The organism is Flavobacterium ginsengiterrae (assembly GCF_039539785.1).
In the GTDB taxonomy this organism is placed as follows: domain Bacteria; phylum Bacteroidota; class Bacteroidia; order Flavobacteriales; family Flavobacteriaceae; genus Flavobacterium; species Flavobacterium ginsengiterrae.
The window spans coordinates 375028-392695 of the sequence record NZ_BAABDU010000007.1; the positions used below are offsets into that span (position 1 = coordinate 375028).

The 17668-nt window shown below is 33.5% G+C and carries 20 protein-coding genes and 1 riboswitch; of the genes, 6 read left to right on the forward strand and 14 right to left on the reverse strand.

Translation table 11 applies throughout. From position 1 onward, the window contains the following. Positions 1-297 precede the first annotated feature (297 nt). The 4 genes from ABD859_RS21070 to ABD859_RS21085 are packed head-to-tail and all read right to left on the reverse strand — an operon-like array spanning position 298 to position 2334. A complete protein-coding gene (locus ABD859_RS21070; RefSeq protein ID WP_345146670.1) occupies positions 298-834 on the reverse strand; it encodes a DUF4252 domain-containing protein in 537 nt (178 codons plus the stop codon). Between the two features lie 2 nt (positions 835-836). Next, the gene (locus ABD859_RS21075; RefSeq protein ID WP_345146671.1) at positions 837-1364 is read right to left on the reverse strand and encodes a DUF4252 domain-containing protein; all 528 of its coding nucleotides are present in this window, start codon (positions 1362-1364) and stop codon (positions 837-839) included. A 15-nt stretch (positions 1365-1379) separates the two neighbouring features. Next, complete coding sequence (locus ABD859_RS21080; RefSeq protein WP_345146672.1) at positions 1380-1838, reverse strand: hypothetical protein; 459 nt, start codon at positions 1836-1838, stop codon at positions 1380-1382. Further along, positions 1825-2334 carry an RNA polymerase sigma factor gene (locus ABD859_RS21085; RefSeq protein WP_011921612.1) on the reverse strand — a complete coding sequence of 170 codons (510 nt, stop codon included), beginning with the start codon at positions 2332-2334 and terminating at the stop codon, positions 1825-1827. The genes ABD859_RS21080 and ABD859_RS21085 overlap by 14 nt, the downstream gene beginning before the upstream one ends. 150 nt (positions 2335-2484) lie before the next feature. On the opposite strand from ABD859_RS21085, the gene ABD859_RS21090 reads away from it, so the two are divergent. Beyond that, the gene (locus tag ABD859_RS21090; RefSeq protein WP_345146674.1) at positions 2485-3942 is read left to right on the forward strand and encodes a S41 family peptidase; all 1458 of its coding nucleotides are present in this window, start codon (positions 2485-2487) and stop codon (positions 3940-3942) included. A gap of 75 nt (positions 3943-4017) precedes the next feature. Here ABD859_RS21090 and ABD859_RS21095 read toward each other — a convergent pair whose 3' ends face one another. The 7 genes from ABD859_RS21095 to ABD859_RS21125 all read right to left on the reverse strand — a co-directional run bounded on the left by ABD859_RS21095 (position 4018) and on the right by ABD859_RS21125 (position 11456). Beyond that, on the reverse strand, positions 4018-5085 hold the full coding sequence (locus tag ABD859_RS21095; protein WP_345146675.1) for a DUF5074 domain-containing protein: 1068 nt from the start codon (positions 5083-5085) through the stop codon (positions 4018-4020). A 5-nt stretch (positions 5086-5090) separates the two neighbouring features. Continuing rightward, a complete protein-coding gene (locus tag ABD859_RS21100) occupies positions 5091-6950 on the reverse strand; it encodes a TonB-dependent receptor plug domain-containing protein (protein ID WP_345146676.1) in 1860 nt (619 codons plus the stop codon). A 27-nt stretch (positions 6951-6977) separates the two neighbouring features. Next, positions 6978-7178: riboswitch (cobalamin riboswitch) on the reverse strand. A 69-nt stretch (positions 7179-7247) separates the two neighbouring features. Then, on the reverse strand, positions 7248-7781 hold the full coding sequence (gene cobC / locus ABD859_RS21105; protein WP_345146677.1) for an alpha-ribazole phosphatase: 534 nt from the start codon (positions 7779-7781) through the stop codon (positions 7248-7250). Further along, entirely contained in the window at positions 7766-8554 is a 789-nt protein-coding gene (locus ABD859_RS21110; protein WP_345146678.1) for an adenosylcobinamide-GDP ribazoletransferase, read from the reverse strand. Before ABD859_RS21110 ends, cobC begins: the two co-directional genes overlap by 16 nt. A gap of 62 nt (positions 8555-8616) precedes the next feature. Continuing rightward, complete coding sequence (gene cobT / locus ABD859_RS21115; protein ID WP_345146679.1) at positions 8617-10293, reverse strand: nicotinate-nucleotide--dimethylbenzimidazole phosphoribosyltransferase; 1677 nt, start codon at positions 10291-10293, stop codon at positions 8617-8619. Positions 10294-10404: 111 nt separating this feature from the next. Continuing rightward, the gene (gene cobU, locus ABD859_RS21120; RefSeq protein WP_345146681.1) at positions 10405-10929 is read right to left on the reverse strand and encodes a bifunctional adenosylcobinamide kinase/adenosylcobinamide-phosphate guanylyltransferase; all 525 of its coding nucleotides are present in this window, start codon (positions 10927-10929) and stop codon (positions 10405-10407) included. Between the two features lie 161 nt (positions 10930-11090). After that, the gene (locus tag ABD859_RS21125; RefSeq protein ID WP_345146682.1) at positions 11091-11456 is read right to left on the reverse strand and encodes a C1orf53 family protein; all 366 of its coding nucleotides are present in this window, start codon (positions 11454-11456) and stop codon (positions 11091-11093) included. Between the two features lie 96 nt (positions 11457-11552). Here ABD859_RS21125 and ABD859_RS21130 point away from each other — a divergent pair, with 96 nt between their 5' ends. The 3 genes from ABD859_RS21130 to ABD859_RS21140 all read left to right on the forward strand — a co-directional run bounded on the left by ABD859_RS21130 (position 11553) and on the right by ABD859_RS21140 (position 14602). Beyond that, on the forward strand, positions 11553-12695 hold the full coding sequence (locus tag ABD859_RS21130) for an ABC transporter substrate-binding protein (protein WP_345146683.1): 1143 nt from the start codon (positions 11553-11555) through the stop codon (positions 12693-12695). A gap of 1 nt (position 12696) precedes the next feature. Next, positions 12697-13725, forward strand: a complete 1029-nt coding sequence (locus tag ABD859_RS21135; RefSeq protein WP_425554262.1) for a FecCD family ABC transporter permease — start codon at positions 12697-12699, stop codon at positions 13723-13725. Between the two features lie 100 nt (positions 13726-13825). Further along, positions 13826-14602 carry an ABC transporter ATP-binding protein gene (locus ABD859_RS21140; protein ID WP_345146684.1) on the forward strand — a complete coding sequence of 259 codons (777 nt, stop codon included), beginning with the start codon at positions 13826-13828 and terminating at the stop codon, positions 14600-14602. A 46-nt stretch (positions 14603-14648) separates the two neighbouring features. On the opposite strand, the gene ABD859_RS21145 is transcribed toward ABD859_RS21140, so the two are convergent. From ABD859_RS21145 to ABD859_RS21155, 3 genes are read right to left on the reverse strand one after another with little or no spacing between them, the layout of a single operon-like run. Beyond that, positions 14649-15107: a tRNA (cytidine(34)-2'-O)-methyltransferase gene (locus ABD859_RS21145; protein WP_345146685.1), complete on the reverse strand. Its 459-nt coding sequence runs from the start codon at positions 15105-15107 to the stop codon at positions 14649-14651. A 41-nt stretch (positions 15108-15148) separates the two neighbouring features. Further along, complete coding sequence (locus ABD859_RS21150) at positions 15149-15721, reverse strand: pseudouridine synthase (protein ID WP_345146687.1); 573 nt, start codon at positions 15719-15721, stop codon at positions 15149-15151. 47 nt (positions 15722-15768) lie between these two features. Beyond that, the gene (locus tag ABD859_RS21155; protein WP_345146689.1) at positions 15769-15975 is read right to left on the reverse strand and encodes a hypothetical protein; all 207 of its coding nucleotides are present in this window, start codon (positions 15973-15975) and stop codon (positions 15769-15771) included. A gap of 153 nt (positions 15976-16128) precedes the next feature. Between ABD859_RS21155 and ABD859_RS21160 the strand changes: the two genes are divergently transcribed. Together ABD859_RS21160 and ABD859_RS21165 are read left to right on the forward strand one after the other, a co-directional pair. Next, positions 16129-16503: a hypothetical protein gene (locus tag ABD859_RS21160; RefSeq protein ID WP_345146691.1), complete on the forward strand. Its 375-nt coding sequence runs from the start codon at positions 16129-16131 to the stop codon at positions 16501-16503. 151 nt (positions 16504-16654) lie between these two features. Further along, positions 16655-17407 (forward strand): SDR family NAD(P)-dependent oxidoreductase, encoded by a 753-nt coding sequence (locus tag ABD859_RS21165; RefSeq protein WP_345146692.1) that lies wholly within the window; start codon positions 16655-16657, stop codon positions 17405-17407. Positions 17408-17668 lie beyond the last annotated feature (261 nt).

The window sequence follows — 17668 nt, forward strand, 5'->3', positions numbered from 1 at the left end:
TCTTAATTGTTAGATTATTCAATTGAAAAATAGTCGAATTTAATTTATACGTTTCAATTTTCCATAGAGAGGCACCACAGTGCGTCTACGCTTAGTATTTACGATTCCTAATCTGAAATAATTCGTTGCACATAAGACGCACTGCAGTGCGTCTCTACGATATGTTTTGTGGTGAAAATGATATGATTAATTCCAATTTTCCGTAGAGAACTGCAGTGCGTTCAGGTTCGGTATCAACAATAGTAAATAAAAAAAGCCCCAATAAAGGAGCTTTTTTGTTTAAAAGTAAAATTCTAATTATTTAACCAGTTGCTGCAATGGCTTCAATTGTTCCATATCAATTTTTGACTCTTTTAAAACTGACATTAGTGCAATTATGTTATTAGGATTCATATCGTTTCCTAAAACGCGGACAACTGCAAAACCATTTTCTTTTCTATTGGCAAAAACAACAAATTCTTTAATGTTTTCATCAGAACCTACATAGCTTATTGAAGCACCATCTTTACCGGAACCAATTTTCATAAGTTCCTGGTATTTTGGATTTTTTAATATCGCAGTAACTTTTTTACGTTCTGTTTCAAACTCAGTCTGGTTTTTGTCAGTTGCTTTAAAAGCCAGTATGTTCATTTTATCGAATGAGTTTACAGCTTCTTTTTGCTCTGCCGAAAGTTTTGTTTTTTCTAAGTTTAAAATATCAGAAGAAACATCAAGGGAAATAAAATCCTTTTTATCTGTATTTTCAACAAAATACTTTTGCAGTGAAGGTTCAGAATTACAGCTCACAAGAGTCAGTAATACTATAACAGCGGTGGTGAAAACATTAACTTTCATGATTATTTTTTGCTTTTAGAAGCTTTTTTTAAGTCAGAACCACCAGGAAGCTGCATCTTGTCTGTTAATACAGAGATTTCGTTTAAATCAAAATTACCAGTAAGAGACAATAAAACAGTTTCGTCATTTTTTGCACCATCAACAAACATTAGCAACTCTTTGATTTGTGTGTCGCTGGCTCCTGATTTTACCATTATTTTTACATTTTTACCGCTGTCGTTTACTCGCATTAATTCTTCTAAACCGGCAGTTTTTATGTATTTATCTGCAGAAGCTTTCATGTCGGCTTCAATTTTTGGGTTTTTAGTTGTAAAGACTTTTAAGTAATCTAATTTTTTGATCAGGTTGATATACTGTTGTGTTTCCTTGTCAGAAGCATCAACTTTAACCTTGCTCATTAAGTCGAACATTTTTTTGTTTACAATTACTGATGTTACGTCGTCCTGACCATCAAATTTGTCAAAAGCGCCTTGTGCATAAAATGCTTGTGTAACGAATGCGAAAACTAGTGTTATGATGAAATTTTTCATTTGATTGGATTTTAATTACTGTTTAAAAATTCTGTTTTTTGATTGTTCATATTCGTTAATGTATCGTACACTTTCAATACCTACATTAACATTGTTTGACAATAAGGCCAAAGCTTTCTGCGTCGCTTTTAAAGCTTCTTCCGGATCGTCGTAGGTTCCTAATTCTGTCTGTGCCACAGCCGGTGCTGTATTGTTTTTGCTTACCAGAAAATAAGATCCCGCTCCTAGTAAAACAACAACCGAAGCTGCAATCGATAACCACGCAACATTTCGTTTTTTAGTTTTTAGTGGAATTTCCTGCGTTGATTTTTGTTGTTTTACCTGAGAGAAATAACCAAAAATTGGTTTGTACTGCTCTAAATGCTGCGCAACATTTGATGAAGAAAAATATTCTTTTAATTGATTTTCTTCTGCAATAGTCGTTTCTCCCTGAAAGTATTTTTCTAATATATTTTCTATTTTATCTAATTCCATAACTGTGTGCATTTACCATTGATTCTCTTATTTTTTTTCTCGCTCTCGAAAGCGCTACCCTGATTGCTGTTTCGTTCATGTTTACAATTTTAGCAATCTCTTCAAATTCATATTGTTCTACATCTCGAAGCTGAATTAATATTTGAAGCTGTTCCGGCAGCTGGCTTATAATTTTTCCAACCCATTCTAAACTGTCAGCATCTTCAAGTTTCCGGTCTAATTGCGGCTCACGATCTGTAAAGTTATTGTGTACAATCTGCAGATTTCCGGCTCTTTTAGATTTTAACTGATCTAAACAATAGTTTTTTGTCATTGTCATCGCCAGTGCTTCAACATTATTATAGGCGTCCAGATTCTCTTTTTTATTCCATAATTTTACCATTACTTCCTGAGTTGCATCTTCAGCTTCTTCGGTACTGGTAAGCAATCGTTTTGCCAGACGAAACACTTTGTCTTTGAAAGGATTAACTAATTCTATAAACACATTCTGGTTCATAAATTAAAAGGTTATTCGTTAGCTTATATAGTCAAGACGAGGCACAATTATTTTTGTTACAACACTATTGTAATTTTTTTTTCAAAAAAGCACATTACTTAAAACTAAAGGTAGTATTTTTACGTTAATACAATACCGAAACCTACTCTTATGAAACCAATTTTAAAATCGATACTGTTTTTGTGTCTGTTAACATTCTTCCTGCAGTCTTGTGAAGATGAGGATGATGTGAGAACTCCTGCGCAATTGCAAGTGAATGATTTTGTCTGGAAAGGTCTAAATGAGCTTTATTTGTGGCAGGGTGATGTAGCAAATCTGGCAGATGATCGTTTTAGTTCTCAGGCAGAATTAAACTCTTATTTAGAAGGATATTCAGATCCTGAAGATTTATTTCAGGATTTATTAAATAAACCTGTGAGTAAATATCCTAGCAATGCTATAGATCGTTTCAGCTGGATTGTAAAAGATTATACAGTTTTAGAGCAGGAACTAGGTGGAATTACAAAAAATAACGGTGTTGATTTTAGGCTGACGAGAGTTGCAGAAGGTTCAAACGATCTTGTGGGATATGTTCGTTATATTATTCCTAATTCAGATGCATCTACAAAAGCTGTAAAAAGAGGCGATTTGTTTACCAGCGTAAACGGAACAAAACTTACAGTTTCAAATTATCAGTCTTTATTATTAGGAAATGATAGTTATACGTTGAATTTTGCCGATTATGACGGATCTAATTTTATTTTAAATGGAAAATCTGTCGCTTTGACTAAAACAGTTTTAGAAGAAAATCCAATTTTAATAAACAAAGTAATTAATAGTGGAGGTCATAAAATTGCTTATTTAATGTACAATGGATTTTATTCTGAATATGATTCCAAGTTAAATGAAGCTTTTCAGGGATTTAAAAATGAAGGAGCAACAGATTTGGTTTTAGATTTAAGATATAATGGAGGAGGATCTGTGCGTACTTCAACACGTTTAGCAAGTATGATTACAGGTCAGTTTGAAGGTAAAATATTTTCGAAAAGACAATATAATTTCAAGCAGATGGGAGGCATGACTACTGAAGATCTTGAAGTTTTAAATGAACGATTTGTAAAAGATATTGACGGAACTCCGGTAAACAGTTTAAATTTATCTACCGTATATATATTAACAACTTCCGGCACAGCATCTGCAAGTGAATTAATTATAAACGGATTAAAACCATATATTAATGTGGTTCAGATAGGAGAAACGACAACGGGTAAAAATGTGGGTTCGGTTACACTTTATGATTCACCTACGTTTACAAAAAGAAATGTGAATCCAAATCATAAATATGCAATGCAGCCTTTGGTATTTAAGATCTCTAACGCTTCAGATTTTGGAGATTATACACAAGGACTAGTTCCTACTTTTGTTCAGTTAGAATATATTAGCAGTTATGGTGTTTTAGGTGATCCATCGGAGCCTTTATTAAATATGGCAATTTCTAAAATTACAGGAACTACAGCTAAGAAAGTTCAAAATGACCATGGTTTGGTTTTACCTTATATAAGCGATTCTAAAAAAATCAACGGATTACGAAACGAAATGTATTTCGAGGAAACTCCAAAAGGGTTTTAATAACAATAAAAAAGGCTTTCAGAAATGAAAGCCTTTTTTGTTTAAAAACAATTAAATAACTAATTCGAAAATGAATTAATCGTTAAAGTAAAATCCGTTTGGAGATATTCCTGCTGTAAATGTTTTAGTAACTGCACCAGCTAAAGAATAGATGTATATTTCACCAGAATCTTGATTATTTATGGCATCAGCAATATAAATTTTGTTGTTTTCTACAGCAAAACCATAAAGAATTTTTACATCAGATGCTTTAAACAACGGAGCTGTTGGTAATGCTGTAGCATTCGCTGCAAATGAGTAAATACTGTTTCCAACAGTATAGTAAATTTTGTTGTCTTCTGTATCTATAAATCCAGGATGTGTTAAACCTGTAAAACTCATTGTAGCTGAAATAGTATTAGTACTTAAATTTACTTTAACTATTTTTCCTGCAGTTTCAACATCTGCATAAAATGGTTTTCCGTCACATAATACATATAAAGTACCATTTTCTTCTGCTAAACCACTAGGAACATCTCCAACTACAAAATTTGTAACAACTGCATTAGTTGCAGAGTTTATAACAGTCAGCGAATTTCCCTGGCTCCAGCCGCCTTTGTGTGCAACATAAAGTTTACCGTCATTTTCGATAATTTTTTCGGGACCTTCAACTACAGAAATTGAAGAAGTTATAGTATTTGTAGTAAGGTCTAAAACCGCTACATAATCGTCATCTGGATTACCGCCTTCTCCCCAGTTAGTAACATATCCTTTTCCGTTTGCAAATGCAATATATCGTGGATTGTTTAAATTAGCCGTAATGGTAGTAATGCTTTTAAAAGTGTATCTGTTAACTACTTCAATTTTATTTGAACCATTTACAACAATGTAAGCAGCATCGCCTTTAAAACCAATGCACATAGGAGTGTCTCCGGTAGTTTTGCCAGGATTAACTAAAGAAAAAACATTGTTTTCAATGCTTGCATCACCTGATAAATAAGAAATAGCTCCATTACTTTTTTCAAAATTACCTTCGTTAGCAACGAATATTCCATTTTCATAATCTCCGCGCGGTTCTTCATTATTGTCGTCATCGTTGCTGCAGGACACAAAAAATGCCGAACTTACAATGACTGCTAAAAATAGTCTATTAAATCTTTTCATGATATTTAAAAATTAAGGTTTATGTATATAGTATAATTTCTTCCGGGCATTTGTCTGCTAATCACGGGCTGATAATTTTCATTAAACAGATTCAAAACCTGAAATCCAATCTTGTAACTGTTTTTTGTTCCAAAATCATAATCAGCCCCCATATTTGCAACATTATAATCTTTAACTCTTGCAGAAGGTGTGTTAAAAGGAGTACTGTAAACTTCTCCAGTATATAAGTATTGAAAATAAGAAGACAATTTTTTCCAGTTGTAAGCAGCAGAACCTGTTAATTTATGATACGGAACATAAATTAATTGTTTGTAGATTAATTGGTTTTTAATCAACTGTTTGCTTTCTGAAATCGTGTAAGCGTAAGTTCCGTTAAAGGTTAAATGGTTTTCGCCGATTTTTGGTTTCCATTCTACAAGAACTTCAGCGCCGTAAGCTCTAACGTTGTCTGTGTTTTCAGGAAGCCATAAATCTCCGCCGCCTTCTTGCGGTACCCAGCGTAATAAATCTTTAATAGAATTATAATAACCAGTAACAGATAAAGAGAAGTTTTTTCTAAAAAATTCATTGCCAATTTCAGCCTGATAAGATGTTTCTGGTTTTAGATTTGGATTACCGCTTCCTTCCCAGAACAAATCATTATAAGTTGGCATCCTGAAATTCTTCGATGCATTTAACTTTATGCGATAAAAGTCTGTAAATTGATATCTTGTTCCAAATGAGAAAAGAAAAGGATTACCATAATTGTCTGTTATTTCCTGACGAATGCTGGCGTTATAATCCCATTTTTCACTTAATAAATGGCGTAATAGTAAACTGGCAGAACCAACTTCTCTTTTAACGTTATCAATACTAGAGCCATATCCTTTGTTTCGGCTGTAATCTACAATCGAGTTTAGCTTTATTTTGTCATTTACATCAAAAGCCAGATCATATTTGATGATCGAAGTTTCGACTTTTCCGTAAGTAAAGTTTTTTGAATTAATATTAGAGAAATATTTATAAGATTCGCCAATATGAGCTGCTCGAAGTTTAGAAGTAAAACGTCCTAAAAAGCTTTCCCATTCTAATAAATTTCGGGTGTTAAAATCCTGATATTTAGTTTTTGATGCATTGGGTGAAGTTAGAGAAAAGTGACGTTCTGAATCGTAAAACTGACTATAAGCTTTTATCGTGTTATTAGAATTTATTTTATAACCAAAAGTAGTATTCATACTCGTGTTATAATATTCTCCATTACTATTTCTTTCGTTTGAATTGCCCGGATATTTAAAATCATTATCAGAACTATTTCTTGAAATACTAACCTGTAAACTGTATTTGTCTGATGAAACTACAGTACGATAGTTTGCACTGTACGTATTGTAACTCCCTGCGCTAAAAAAGACATGATTTGAGAATTCATTTTTAAAACTTAAATCATTATTAAGGTGAATACTGCCGCCTATGGCACTGCTTCCGTATAAAACACTTCCTCCTCCGGCTTTTACAGTTATTGAATTAAAGTCACGGGTGCCAATGGTATTAAAATCTGCCTGACCTAAAAATTGCGAATTTATATTTATTCCATTCCAAATAACAGCAGTTTGTGCGCCGGTTGTTCCTCTAAACGATGGAGCAGAAGTCATTCCAAGTCCATTTTCTTTGAAATAAATAACAGTATTAAAATTTAAAAGAGAAGTTAAAGAAGGCTGGTTTTTTTCAAGAATTGAATCATTTAAAACCTGAACCGATTGTGAAGACGAATATTTCTTAAGATTGGAATCAGAAACTACAACTTCTTTGAGCTTAATAGAATCACTCTGCGCCGAAATAAATTGGCACAACATCAAAAGAAAAAAAACAAAACGCAATCTTAAAGTCATAATTTCTAAACTCTTTTTCCCGAGAGCTCGATATTTGTTACAAAGGCAGGTCTCCTGGCTTGCGTTTTGTTGTTTACCTTCCCATTCGCCGCGGCGAGCAGTGGTTTTGCAGTTACAACAAACATTCTTTTCTAGAACAAAGCTTACAGTTGCGGGTACAGCTCAAGATTTTTACTTGATTCTCTTTTAATGTGTTACAATAACACAACCTTAATTTGCTGCAAATATAAAGTTAAATATGTTGATAATTCAAATATGTTTCGTTTTTAGAATCAATTACTTAACTAAAGTTACAAATTATAGTTCAATTCTTATGATTTCTCCAAAATCGATTTTGTTTTTAAATGCCTCTTTTAAAGGCAGTGAAGTTTGATGACATATAATACTTCTAATGATGCCGGCATGAGCAACAATAATGACAGGCTGCTGTATTTTTGAAATTTCATCAGATAAAAATTGTCTTGTTCTTTCATGTAATTCTGTAAAAGATTCTCCGTTTGAAGCTCTAATATTTACAAAATCTTCCATCCATGGATTTAATTCTTCCGGCGAAATATCATCCCAGTTTTTTAATTCCCAATCGCCAAAATTCATTTCTTTTAAACGATCGTCTTCCTGGTAAGAAATGGCATTATTATTTTTTTGAATGTGTTTTGCTAAAATTGCACAGCGTTTTAACGGACTCGTAAAAATAACAGCGTTGCGTGGCAGTTCTGAAATAATTCTTTTGAAAATTTCCTCAAAAGGCTCAGCAATGTCTACGTCAGATTGTCCGTAACAAACGCCTTTTTCGCAAATTGTTTCAGTATGGCGGACTAGATAAATTTCCATATAAAAAGTATACTTAAATAATAAATCACCTCACAAATCTGTTGTGTCGCTCCCAGACAATCGCCTGTGTAACCATCAATCCATTTTTGAAAGTAACGTGCTAAAAAATATCGGGTAATAAAAACCGGAATCAAAACAAGAAGAGCTTTTAGATAAAAAAAAGAAAATATACCCAAAGGAATTATTCCGAAGAAAAAAGAACCAAGAACTTCTTTCCAACTATGATTTTTAGCAATCGGTTTGCTTTTACTCGAAGCATCATCACGCGAATATTCATGTGTAAAAATAATGCTGATCGCAGCTAAACGACTTACAGAATGAGCGGAAATAAATAAGAGATAAATTAAAATATAATTATCGGTTGTAAAAAGCGATATAGATTCTGAAAGCAGTTTGAATTTTACCAGAAAAAGTAAAACTAAACCAATTGCGCCATAAGCACCAATGGCGCTGTCTTTCATAATTATGAGAATTTTTTCCTTAGTCCATCCGCCGCCAAATCCGTCGCAGACATCTGCAAATCCATCTTCATGAAAAGCTCCGGTTGTTAAAACAGATGTTATAATAGCAAAAATTACAGCCGTTTCTATAGAAAGAAAAAGTGAAAAAATATAGAAAGATAAAAATGAAATGGTTCCCACAATCCAGCCAATAAATGGAAAATATCTTGTTGCTTTGTTTAAATATTCAGGATCATGATTAATATTTTCCGGACAGGGAATCCGAGTGTAAAACATTAAACAGGTAAAGAAAATATGAAGTTCTTTTTTCATTTAAAGAGACCGATTTGAAAAAATATATTGATTACTAGAAATACTGAGACTGAATACTAAATCTATTTCCTGCTGACTCCGGCACTTTCAAAACTCGCCATTTCATTTAAAAATGCCTCTGCTGATTTTAAAACCGGAAAAGCAACGGCACAGCCTGTACCTTCTCCAAGACGCAAATCTAAATTTAAAACAGGTTTTGCTTTTAAATAATCCAATAATTTAAAATGTGCTTTTTCGGCAGAACAATGACAGAAAACAGCATTTTTTTGAATATCAGGATTTATTTTAAAAGCGATTAAATAAGCCACAGTACAAATAAAACCATCAACAAGAATCAGCATTTTGTTTTCAAAGGCAGCGAGCATTCCGCTGGCCATTTGTATAATTTCGAAACCTCCAAAATAGGAGAGATGATTTTCTAATTTGTTCTGACCAGAATAATTTTCAATTGCTTTTTTTAGAATGTTTTGTTTTTCCAGAAGTTTCTGCTCATTAATTCCTGTGCCTTTTCCAACACAGTCTTCAAGAGAAAAACCAGTAATAAGACTCATTAAAACCGATGCTGTAGAGGTATTTCCAATTCCCATTTCACCAAAACCAATGCAGTTAGAACCTGTCTTAGCAATATCTTTAACAATTGATTTTCCTTTTTCAAAACACAATTTCAATTCTGTTTCGCTCATTGCGGCCGTATGCAGAAAAGACTGCGTTCCTTTTGCAATTTTAGCATTAATTAATTTCGCATTTGTTGGAAAATCATAATTTACTCCAGAATCGACAATTGATAATTGAATATCATTTTGTCTGCAAAAAACATTTATTGCCGCGCCGCCTTCCAGAAAATTATTCACCATTTGACGTGTTACATCTTGTGGATAATCACTTACGCCATGATTAGCAATTCCGTGATCTGCAGCAAAAACCACAATATTTGGATTTATTATTTTAGGATTCAGAGTTTCAAAAACCGTTGCCATTTGAAAAGCAAGCGATTCCAGAGTTCCCAATGAACCAACAGGTTTTGTTTTAGAATCTATTTTTTCTTGTAAAGCCTGACTGAAATCATTTTGAATTTCAGTTTTGTTTTGAGATTTTAAATCAAAATCAGAAACATTTATTTTATGAATCGAATTGATTTCGGTGCAATGCGCTTTTTCAGATTTTTGCTTCCAGTGCAATTGCTGCAGCATAGGCTGATTACCGTAATTTGTAGCAGGTTTTCCAATGCAGAAATAGCCCAGCGGTTCTATATTTTCTGGTAAATCAAGTAATTTTTTAAATTGAAAATAATTAAGAATTGAAACCCAGCCCATTCCGTAACCCTGTTCAGTCAGTGAAAGCCAGATATTCTGAGCGGCACAAACGGTACTGAATTTAACAGCTTCATTACTGCCAATTGTGCCAATAGTAAATTGATTGAGAACAGAGCGGTCGTAAGCAATTATAAGTCCAACAGGCGCTTCCTCAATTGCTTCGAGTTTCAGCGATTTATAAAGTTCTTTCTGTTCCGGATTATCGGTAAGTTCTTCAGCCTTTTTATTATAATCTAAAAATAGATTTTTAACAGCACTTTTAATCTCATCCGATTTTATGATATAATATCGTGTTGCATCAGTTAGGCCCACAGACGGCGCCCAATGTCCGGCCTGCAAAGCTTTCTGAATTACTTCATCAGGAACCTCATCGGCAGTAAAATGACGAGTGTCACGACGTGATTTTAATATATCATCTAAATTCATTTAAATTCCAATTTTTTTAAATTCCAAATTCCAAAATCAATTTCAATAGCAAAATTCAAAATCAATTTTAGAGTTTACGTAAAGATACTCCACGATATTGGAATTTGGAATTTAAATTTTGGAATTTTCTCCTTTTATTTTAACCGGAATTCCAGAAACCATCAAAATAACTTCATCTGCTTTTGATGCCAGAAACTGATTCATCCAGCCTTGCAGTTCTGTAAATTTTCTGCCAATTTCTGTTGCGGCATGTACGCCCATACCAATTTCATTGGTCACTATAATCAGCGTTGCACTTTCCTGATTTGCGATTAAAAGAAATTCTTTTTTGGCTTCTTCCAGACTTAAGTTTACATCATTATTATTGTCAACAAAAAAGTTAGTAAGCCAAAGAGTAACACAGTCAATGAGAGCAATTTTTCCGGAGAAATCAATTTCACTTAAAAATTTTTCTTTTTCAGTATTCGTCCAGCGTTCATCCCTTTCCTGTTGATGACGGTCAATTCGGTTTTGAAAATCTGAATCCCATTTTCTGGCCGTTGCCACATATATTGGAGAATCAGAAAGCTGTAATGCCAAATGCTGTGCATAACTGCTTTTTCCAGATCTTTCGCCTCCCGTAATTAGGTAAATCATTTTGTAATGGTTAGTCGTATTTGGTAAATAATAATGGCGTTCCCTTCGGTCGGGCCATCCGCTGTATCTTTTATTTTTTAAAGAAAAAAATAAAAGGATGCCGCTTCTGTCCCTAACGCACACAGCAGACTAAAAATAGTAAGAAAATACCAGAGCAAATATTATTTATAAGGACAATGTCGGCAGCTGTTTTCACAGCAAGTGCCTCGTTTTAAATGAAACCACGTTTTAAAAACCATATTGCCATTTTCAATATAATAGTCAATTCCTTCTATTAAAGTTTCTGTTTTGGGTAAAGATATGGCTTTATTTTTATAAGCATTTTTAGGAGTAACAGTTTCTACATAAGCATCTATTTTGTCTTCGCAGGCTTCTTTAAAACAAACAGGACACAGACAGTCGCCTCCATCAGAAAGATTGAAAATTGGAGGGTAATTATTACACCAGCATTTATTTTCAACCGAAATATCTCCGCAGCTGAATTCAGATTCGCAGCCAGAGCAAATTTTTGTTTTTTGGCTATTCATAAATGTTATGATACAGTTTTCTTGTTTTTGTAAGAATAAAGGTAAGTAAAAAAAATATAAAATGCTTTACCTTTGTTCCTATTGAAAACGTAAAATATGAGACATTTATTCCCTAAACTGATTTTTATTTCTTCTTTTTTTATTCTCTTCGGATGTAAGAAGAACGAAACGAGCGAAGTAACAAAATCAGAAGCAGTAAAAAACAGCATCGAATATGCATCTGGACTTTCTATTGTTAAGTACGACGATTATTCAATAGTAACGGTTTCAAATCCGTGGCCAAACTCTAATAAAGATTTCAAATACGTTTTAAAAGAAAAAGAGGCCAAAGTTCCGGATAGTCTTTCATCATATACCACAATTCAGGTTCCTTTAGAATCAGTTGTTGTTACCTCAACAACCAATATTCCGTTTTTAGAAATGCTGGAAGTTGAAAACAAACTGACAGGTTTTCCGCATACGGATTATATTTCATCAGAAAAAACAAGAGCGTTAATCGATAAAGGTGCAGTAAAAAACGTTGGGCAAAACGAAAAATTAAACATAGAACAATTAATAGAATTATCGCCGGACTTGATTGTAACTTTTGGAGTTGACAATAACAATCCAATGCTGGACAATTTAAAGAAAAGCGGTTTAAATGTTTTAATTCAGGGAGACTGGATGGAACAATCTCCGCTTGGAAAAGCAGAATGGATAAAACTTTACGGCGCTTTATTTGGTAAAGAAGAAAAAGCAAAAGAACTGTTTGATAAAATTGCCGACAGTTACAAACAAGCGCAGAAATTAGTTCTTGATAAACCTTCTGCATCAAAAGTTTTATACGGTTCTATGTACGAAGATGTTTGGTATGTAGCAAAAGGAAACAGCTGGGTTGCTGAGTTTATGAAAGATGCTCATGCCAGCTATTTATGGGCAGATTTAAAAGGAACAGGGAGCGAAGGTTTGTCTTTTGAAAAAGTGCTGGATAAAGCAAAAACGGCAGATGTATGGATTGCTTCGGGATCGTTTAAAAATCTGGAAGAACTTCAAAAAGCAAATCCGCATTATGGAGAATTTGATGCTTTTAAAAATAAAAATGTATATAGTTTTGAAGGTAAATTAGGAGCAACAGGAGGAACGGTTTATTACGAATTGGCGCCAAGCCGTCCGGATTTAGTTTTAAAAGATTATATCAAAATTTTTCATCCGGATCTGCTTACAGGTTATGAGTTTACTTTTGCATCAAAACTGAATTAAATTGGCAGACAAAAAACGAAATACCATTTTATTTGCTGTTTTGACTTTGGGTCTTTTACTGATGTTTTTTGCAAGCATTAGTTTAGGATCAGTTACAATTCCGCTTAAAGATGTTTTTTCCAGTTTAACGGGAGGACACGCAGCAAAATCAACCTGGGAATATATTATTATAAATTATCGTCTGCCAAAAGCTATTACGGCAGTTTTGGTGGGAACAGGACTTTCAATAAGCGGCCTTTTAATGCAGACATTATTTAGAAATCCACTTGCTGGTCCGTATGTTTTAGGATTAAGTTCCGGTGCCAGTCTTGGAGTTGCTTTTGTAATTTTAGGAGCTGGATTTCTTCCTTCTTTTTTAAGTGTAATTGCACTTTCATCATACGGAATTGTAATTGCATCTACTTTAGGAAGCACATTAGTTTTATTGCTTGTTTTGGTGGTTTCTCAAAGATTGCGAGATACAATGGCCATTTTAATTGTAGGGTTAATGTTTGGAAGTTTTACAACGGCAATTGTCAGCGTGCTGACTTATTTTAGTACAGCAGAACAGCTTCAGAAATTTACCTTTTGGTCTATGGGAAGTCTTGGGAATCTTTCCTGGCCTACCATCATAATTTTGGCTTTTTGTGTTATAATTGGATTGCTTTTAAGTGCTAAAAGTATTAAGCCTTTAAACGCATTGCTGTTAGGAGAAAACTACGCCAAAAGCATGGGTTTGAATTTTAACAGAGCCAGACTGATTATCATATTTGCAACCAGCATTTTGTCTGGAGCTATTACAGCATTTGCCGGTCCAATCGCTTTTATAGGTTTAGCCGTGCCGCATATTGCAAAGCTTACTTTTCAAACCAGCAATCATACGATTTTGTTTTGGAGTACTTTGTTTTTTGGATCTATTATAATGTTGTTTTGTGATATTGTTTCTCAAATGCCGGGATTAGATGTTACACTTCCTATAAATGCTATAACTTCTATAATTGGTGCTCCGGTTGTAATTTGGCTTTTAGTAAGGAAACGAAATTTTCAATAATTTTTCTGTCACAGATTAAAGGATGAAAATGATTAAAAAATCTGTGGAAGAAAATAAAACTTAGCAGCTTAGAATCTCAGTAACTTAGAACCTTTAAAAAATGACAACCATTTTAAAAACCTCAAATTTAAATATTGGATATAAATCCAAGAAAGGCGTTGTGACTATTGCTGAGAATTTGAATTTAGATTTAAAATCAGGAAAACTTATTTCTTTAATTGGAGCAAACGGAATTGGAAAATCGACTTTACTGAGAACTATTACCGGAATTCAGCATCCAATATCAGGCAGTGTTTATTTAAATGATAAAAATATTTCGGCTTACAAACCTTTAGATTTAGCACAGAATCTGAGTTTGGTTTTAACAGAGAAATTACCTCCAAGTAATCTTTCGGTTTTCGAATTAGTGGCGCTAGGGCGTCAGCCGTATACAAACTGGGTGGGTACTTTAACAAATACTGATATAGAAAAAGTGCAGGAAGCGATGCAGTTAACACAAATCGAACATCTTTCTCAAAAAAAACACTTTGAAATAAGCGACGGACAATTGCAAAAAGTTTTAATTGCCCGAGCTTTGGCACAAGACACACCGCTGATTATTTTAGACGAACCTACCACACATTTAGATTTACTGCACAAAGTTTCACTTTTCAAATTGCTAAAAAAGCTGACTCAGGAAACGCAGAAATGTATTTTGTTTTCAACACACGATATTGACTTAGCGATTCAGCTTAGCGATGAAATGATTGTTATGACTCCGGAAAATATAGTTCAGGATGAACCTTGTAATTTAATTTCAAACGGGAGTTTCTCTGCATTATTTAAAGACGAACATATTATTTTTGACGCCGAAAAAGGAAAATTTATTGTAACTTAATTTTTGTAACAAACAATAAACAATAAACAATAAACAATAAACCAGATTAACCTCTTTTAAGCGCTATTTGTCTTTTAGCTTCACCAACAACAAAAGCAACAGAATTGGCAATATTAAATGAGCGAATAAGCGGTGACATAGGAATCGTTAAATGATTTTCGAACCTTGCCATAAATTCTTTGCTTAAACCAACGCTTTCTTTTCCAAAAACCAGCCAGTCGCCATCCTGAAATTCATTTTCTAAATACGACTTTTCAGAATGAGAACTCATTAAAAATACTCTTGAGTGATCAGGAATCTGTGCAACCCATTCATCAACATTTTGATATTCTGTTACATCAAGATGCACCCAGTAATCCAGTCCTGAGCGTTTTAGGTTTTTGTCGTTAATTACAAATCCAAACGGATGAATTAAATGAAGTCTGCTTTCTGTACCTACGCACAATCTGCCTATGTTTCCGGTATTATTTGGTATTTCTGGTTCTACAAGAACTACGTTTAGCATTTTTTTAGAATTATGAATTATAAGTTAAAAGTTTCTTTAAATTAATTATCTAATTCAAAGTCATTCACTTCGCGGACTTCTCCGGCTTTTAAGTTTTGCAAATATACATTTCCTATTCGAACCCGAACTAAACGCAGTGTAGGAAAACCAACTGCAGCAGTCATTTTTCGAACCTGACGAAACTTTCCTTCATTTACAGTAATAGATGCCCATGAAGTAGGGCCATGGCGTTCATCTCTTATTTTTTTGGCTCTTAAACCAAAATCAGGAATCTGGGCAACAAGAGATGCTTTACAGCGTTTGGTTTTATATTTACCTCCGTCAAGACCAATTTCAACTCCATTTTGAAGTTTTTCAATAGCTTCAGGAGTAATAACACCATCAACCTGAACATAATATTCTTTCTCTACTTTTTTGCTGCGAACCAATTCGCTCATATTTCCGTCAGTAGTTAGTAAAAGTAAACCTTCAGAATCTTCATCAAGTCTTCCAATAGCCATTGTGCCTTCGGGAAAATCATATAGTTCGCCCAGAAGCTTTTTCTTTCTCTTCAATTCATAAATAAATTGGCTTAAATAGCCGTATGGTTTAAAGAGAATGAAGTGTCTGTGCATTTTTAATTTTTTGCAAAGATAGTTTCTTTCTTAAAAACTAAAACGAATTAGTGCTTTTGAGCTTTCATTTTTTTCAGCCATTGGTAAACAAACCAAATTGCAGTAACAGCAAATATGACAATTAAAACAGCATAATAGTTTTCGAAAAATTCATGAAAATAACTTCCTGCTAAAATATAAACAGAAGCCATGCAAAGTTTAATCAAAATAAATTCGGCATTCGACCAGCTGGTTTTCATTTTAAAGAAATTCATAATATCAGATTTAAGTTAAAATCGTAAAATATTGTAAATAAAGATAATAAATTATGAAAGATTGATGGCTTTTAACCAAAAGCAATGTTAAACCATTTCTTTCTAAAATTTAAAATTTGTAATATTAAGATAGAAACTCAAAATAATAAAATTATGGAAACTAATAATTTAGGCTCTAAAAAGATAAATGGAGTACAAAAGGATATTGATGAAACGAAAGGAAAAAATATTTCTCACGATGGAAAAGCAGATGATGCTAACTTAAAAAAAGAGGTTGTAACAGACGAAGAAGGAAACAAAAAAGTTGTTGAAAGAGCTCGAAATGAAAACGAGGATATTAAAAAAACTAAAGATGATGTAAATCCGAATAATCCAAATGCAAACCGAGGGGTTTCATCTGAAGAAGAAGCCAAAAAAACGGTAGAGAACAAAGACCGAAATTCTGATATTACGTCCAATCGTTATCCAAATTCGCATCCGGATAACCATAAAGACCGTGGGAATATGAAACTAGATGAAGATAATTAAATAAGAAAAAATAAACGGATTTGCGTGATTTTAATGTAAAATAACATTTGATTGTGATAAAATCTTAATCTTATTTTAAACTCGGTTTTTCTCATGGCTGGCGCCCGATATCTTCGTAAATTTAAAGTACAAATTTTAAATACTTAATAAAATGGCACTTTTAGAAAACAAAGTAGCTTTTGTATCTGGCGGCGGATCAGGAATTGGACGCGCAGTGGCAGAAGCTTACGCTCGAGAAGGAGCAAAAGTTGTAATTTCGGATATTAATGTGGAACACGGTGAAGAAACTGTAAAAGTTATAAAGGATAGTGGCGGAGAAGCCTTTTTTGTAAAAGGAGATTCGTCGAGCGCAAGCGATAATAAGCACATGGTTGAGGTTGTAGTTTCAAAATACGGCCGACTTGATATTGCCTGCAATAACGCTGGAATGGGCGGACCAGCGAAACCAACCGGAGAATATGAGCCGGAAGCGTGGGATCGTGTTATTGCACTTAATTTAAGCGGTGTGTTTTATGCCTGCCGTTATCAATTAGAACAAATGGAAAAAAATGGCGGGGGAAGTATCGTAAACATTGCTTCTATTCACGGTCAGGTTGCTGCACCGTTAAGTCCTGCTTATACGGCTTCTAAACATGGAGTTGTAGGTTTAACCAAAAATATTGCTGCCGAATATGCTTTAAAAAATATTCGTTGTAATGCTGTTGGTCCGGGTTATATCGAAACGGCACTTCTAAAGGATAATATGAATAATGATGCCATGAATGCTGTTGCAGCAAAAGCACCCATGAACCGTTTAGGAACCGCAGAAGAAATTGCCGAACTGGTAACTTTTTTAAGTTCTGAAAAATCTTCTTTCACAACAGGAAGTTATATTATTGCCGATGGAGGTTACACGGCAATTTAATTTCTGTACTAAATAATTTACGAAAAGCTGTCTCATTGAAGACGGCTTTTTTTATTTTCACAAAACTTATTTTAATAAAATTCTTACTAAATATAATGAATCAAATAGAAAAATTTATTTAATAGAAAAATCGTTGAAAACGCATTATACTTAAGAATAATGAAAATTAAACGCTAAAATTCTGATTTTTTCTGACGTATGTTTATAAAATACCTTACAATAAATTTATGTTTTTACAATATTCTCTTAACTTTAAACAAG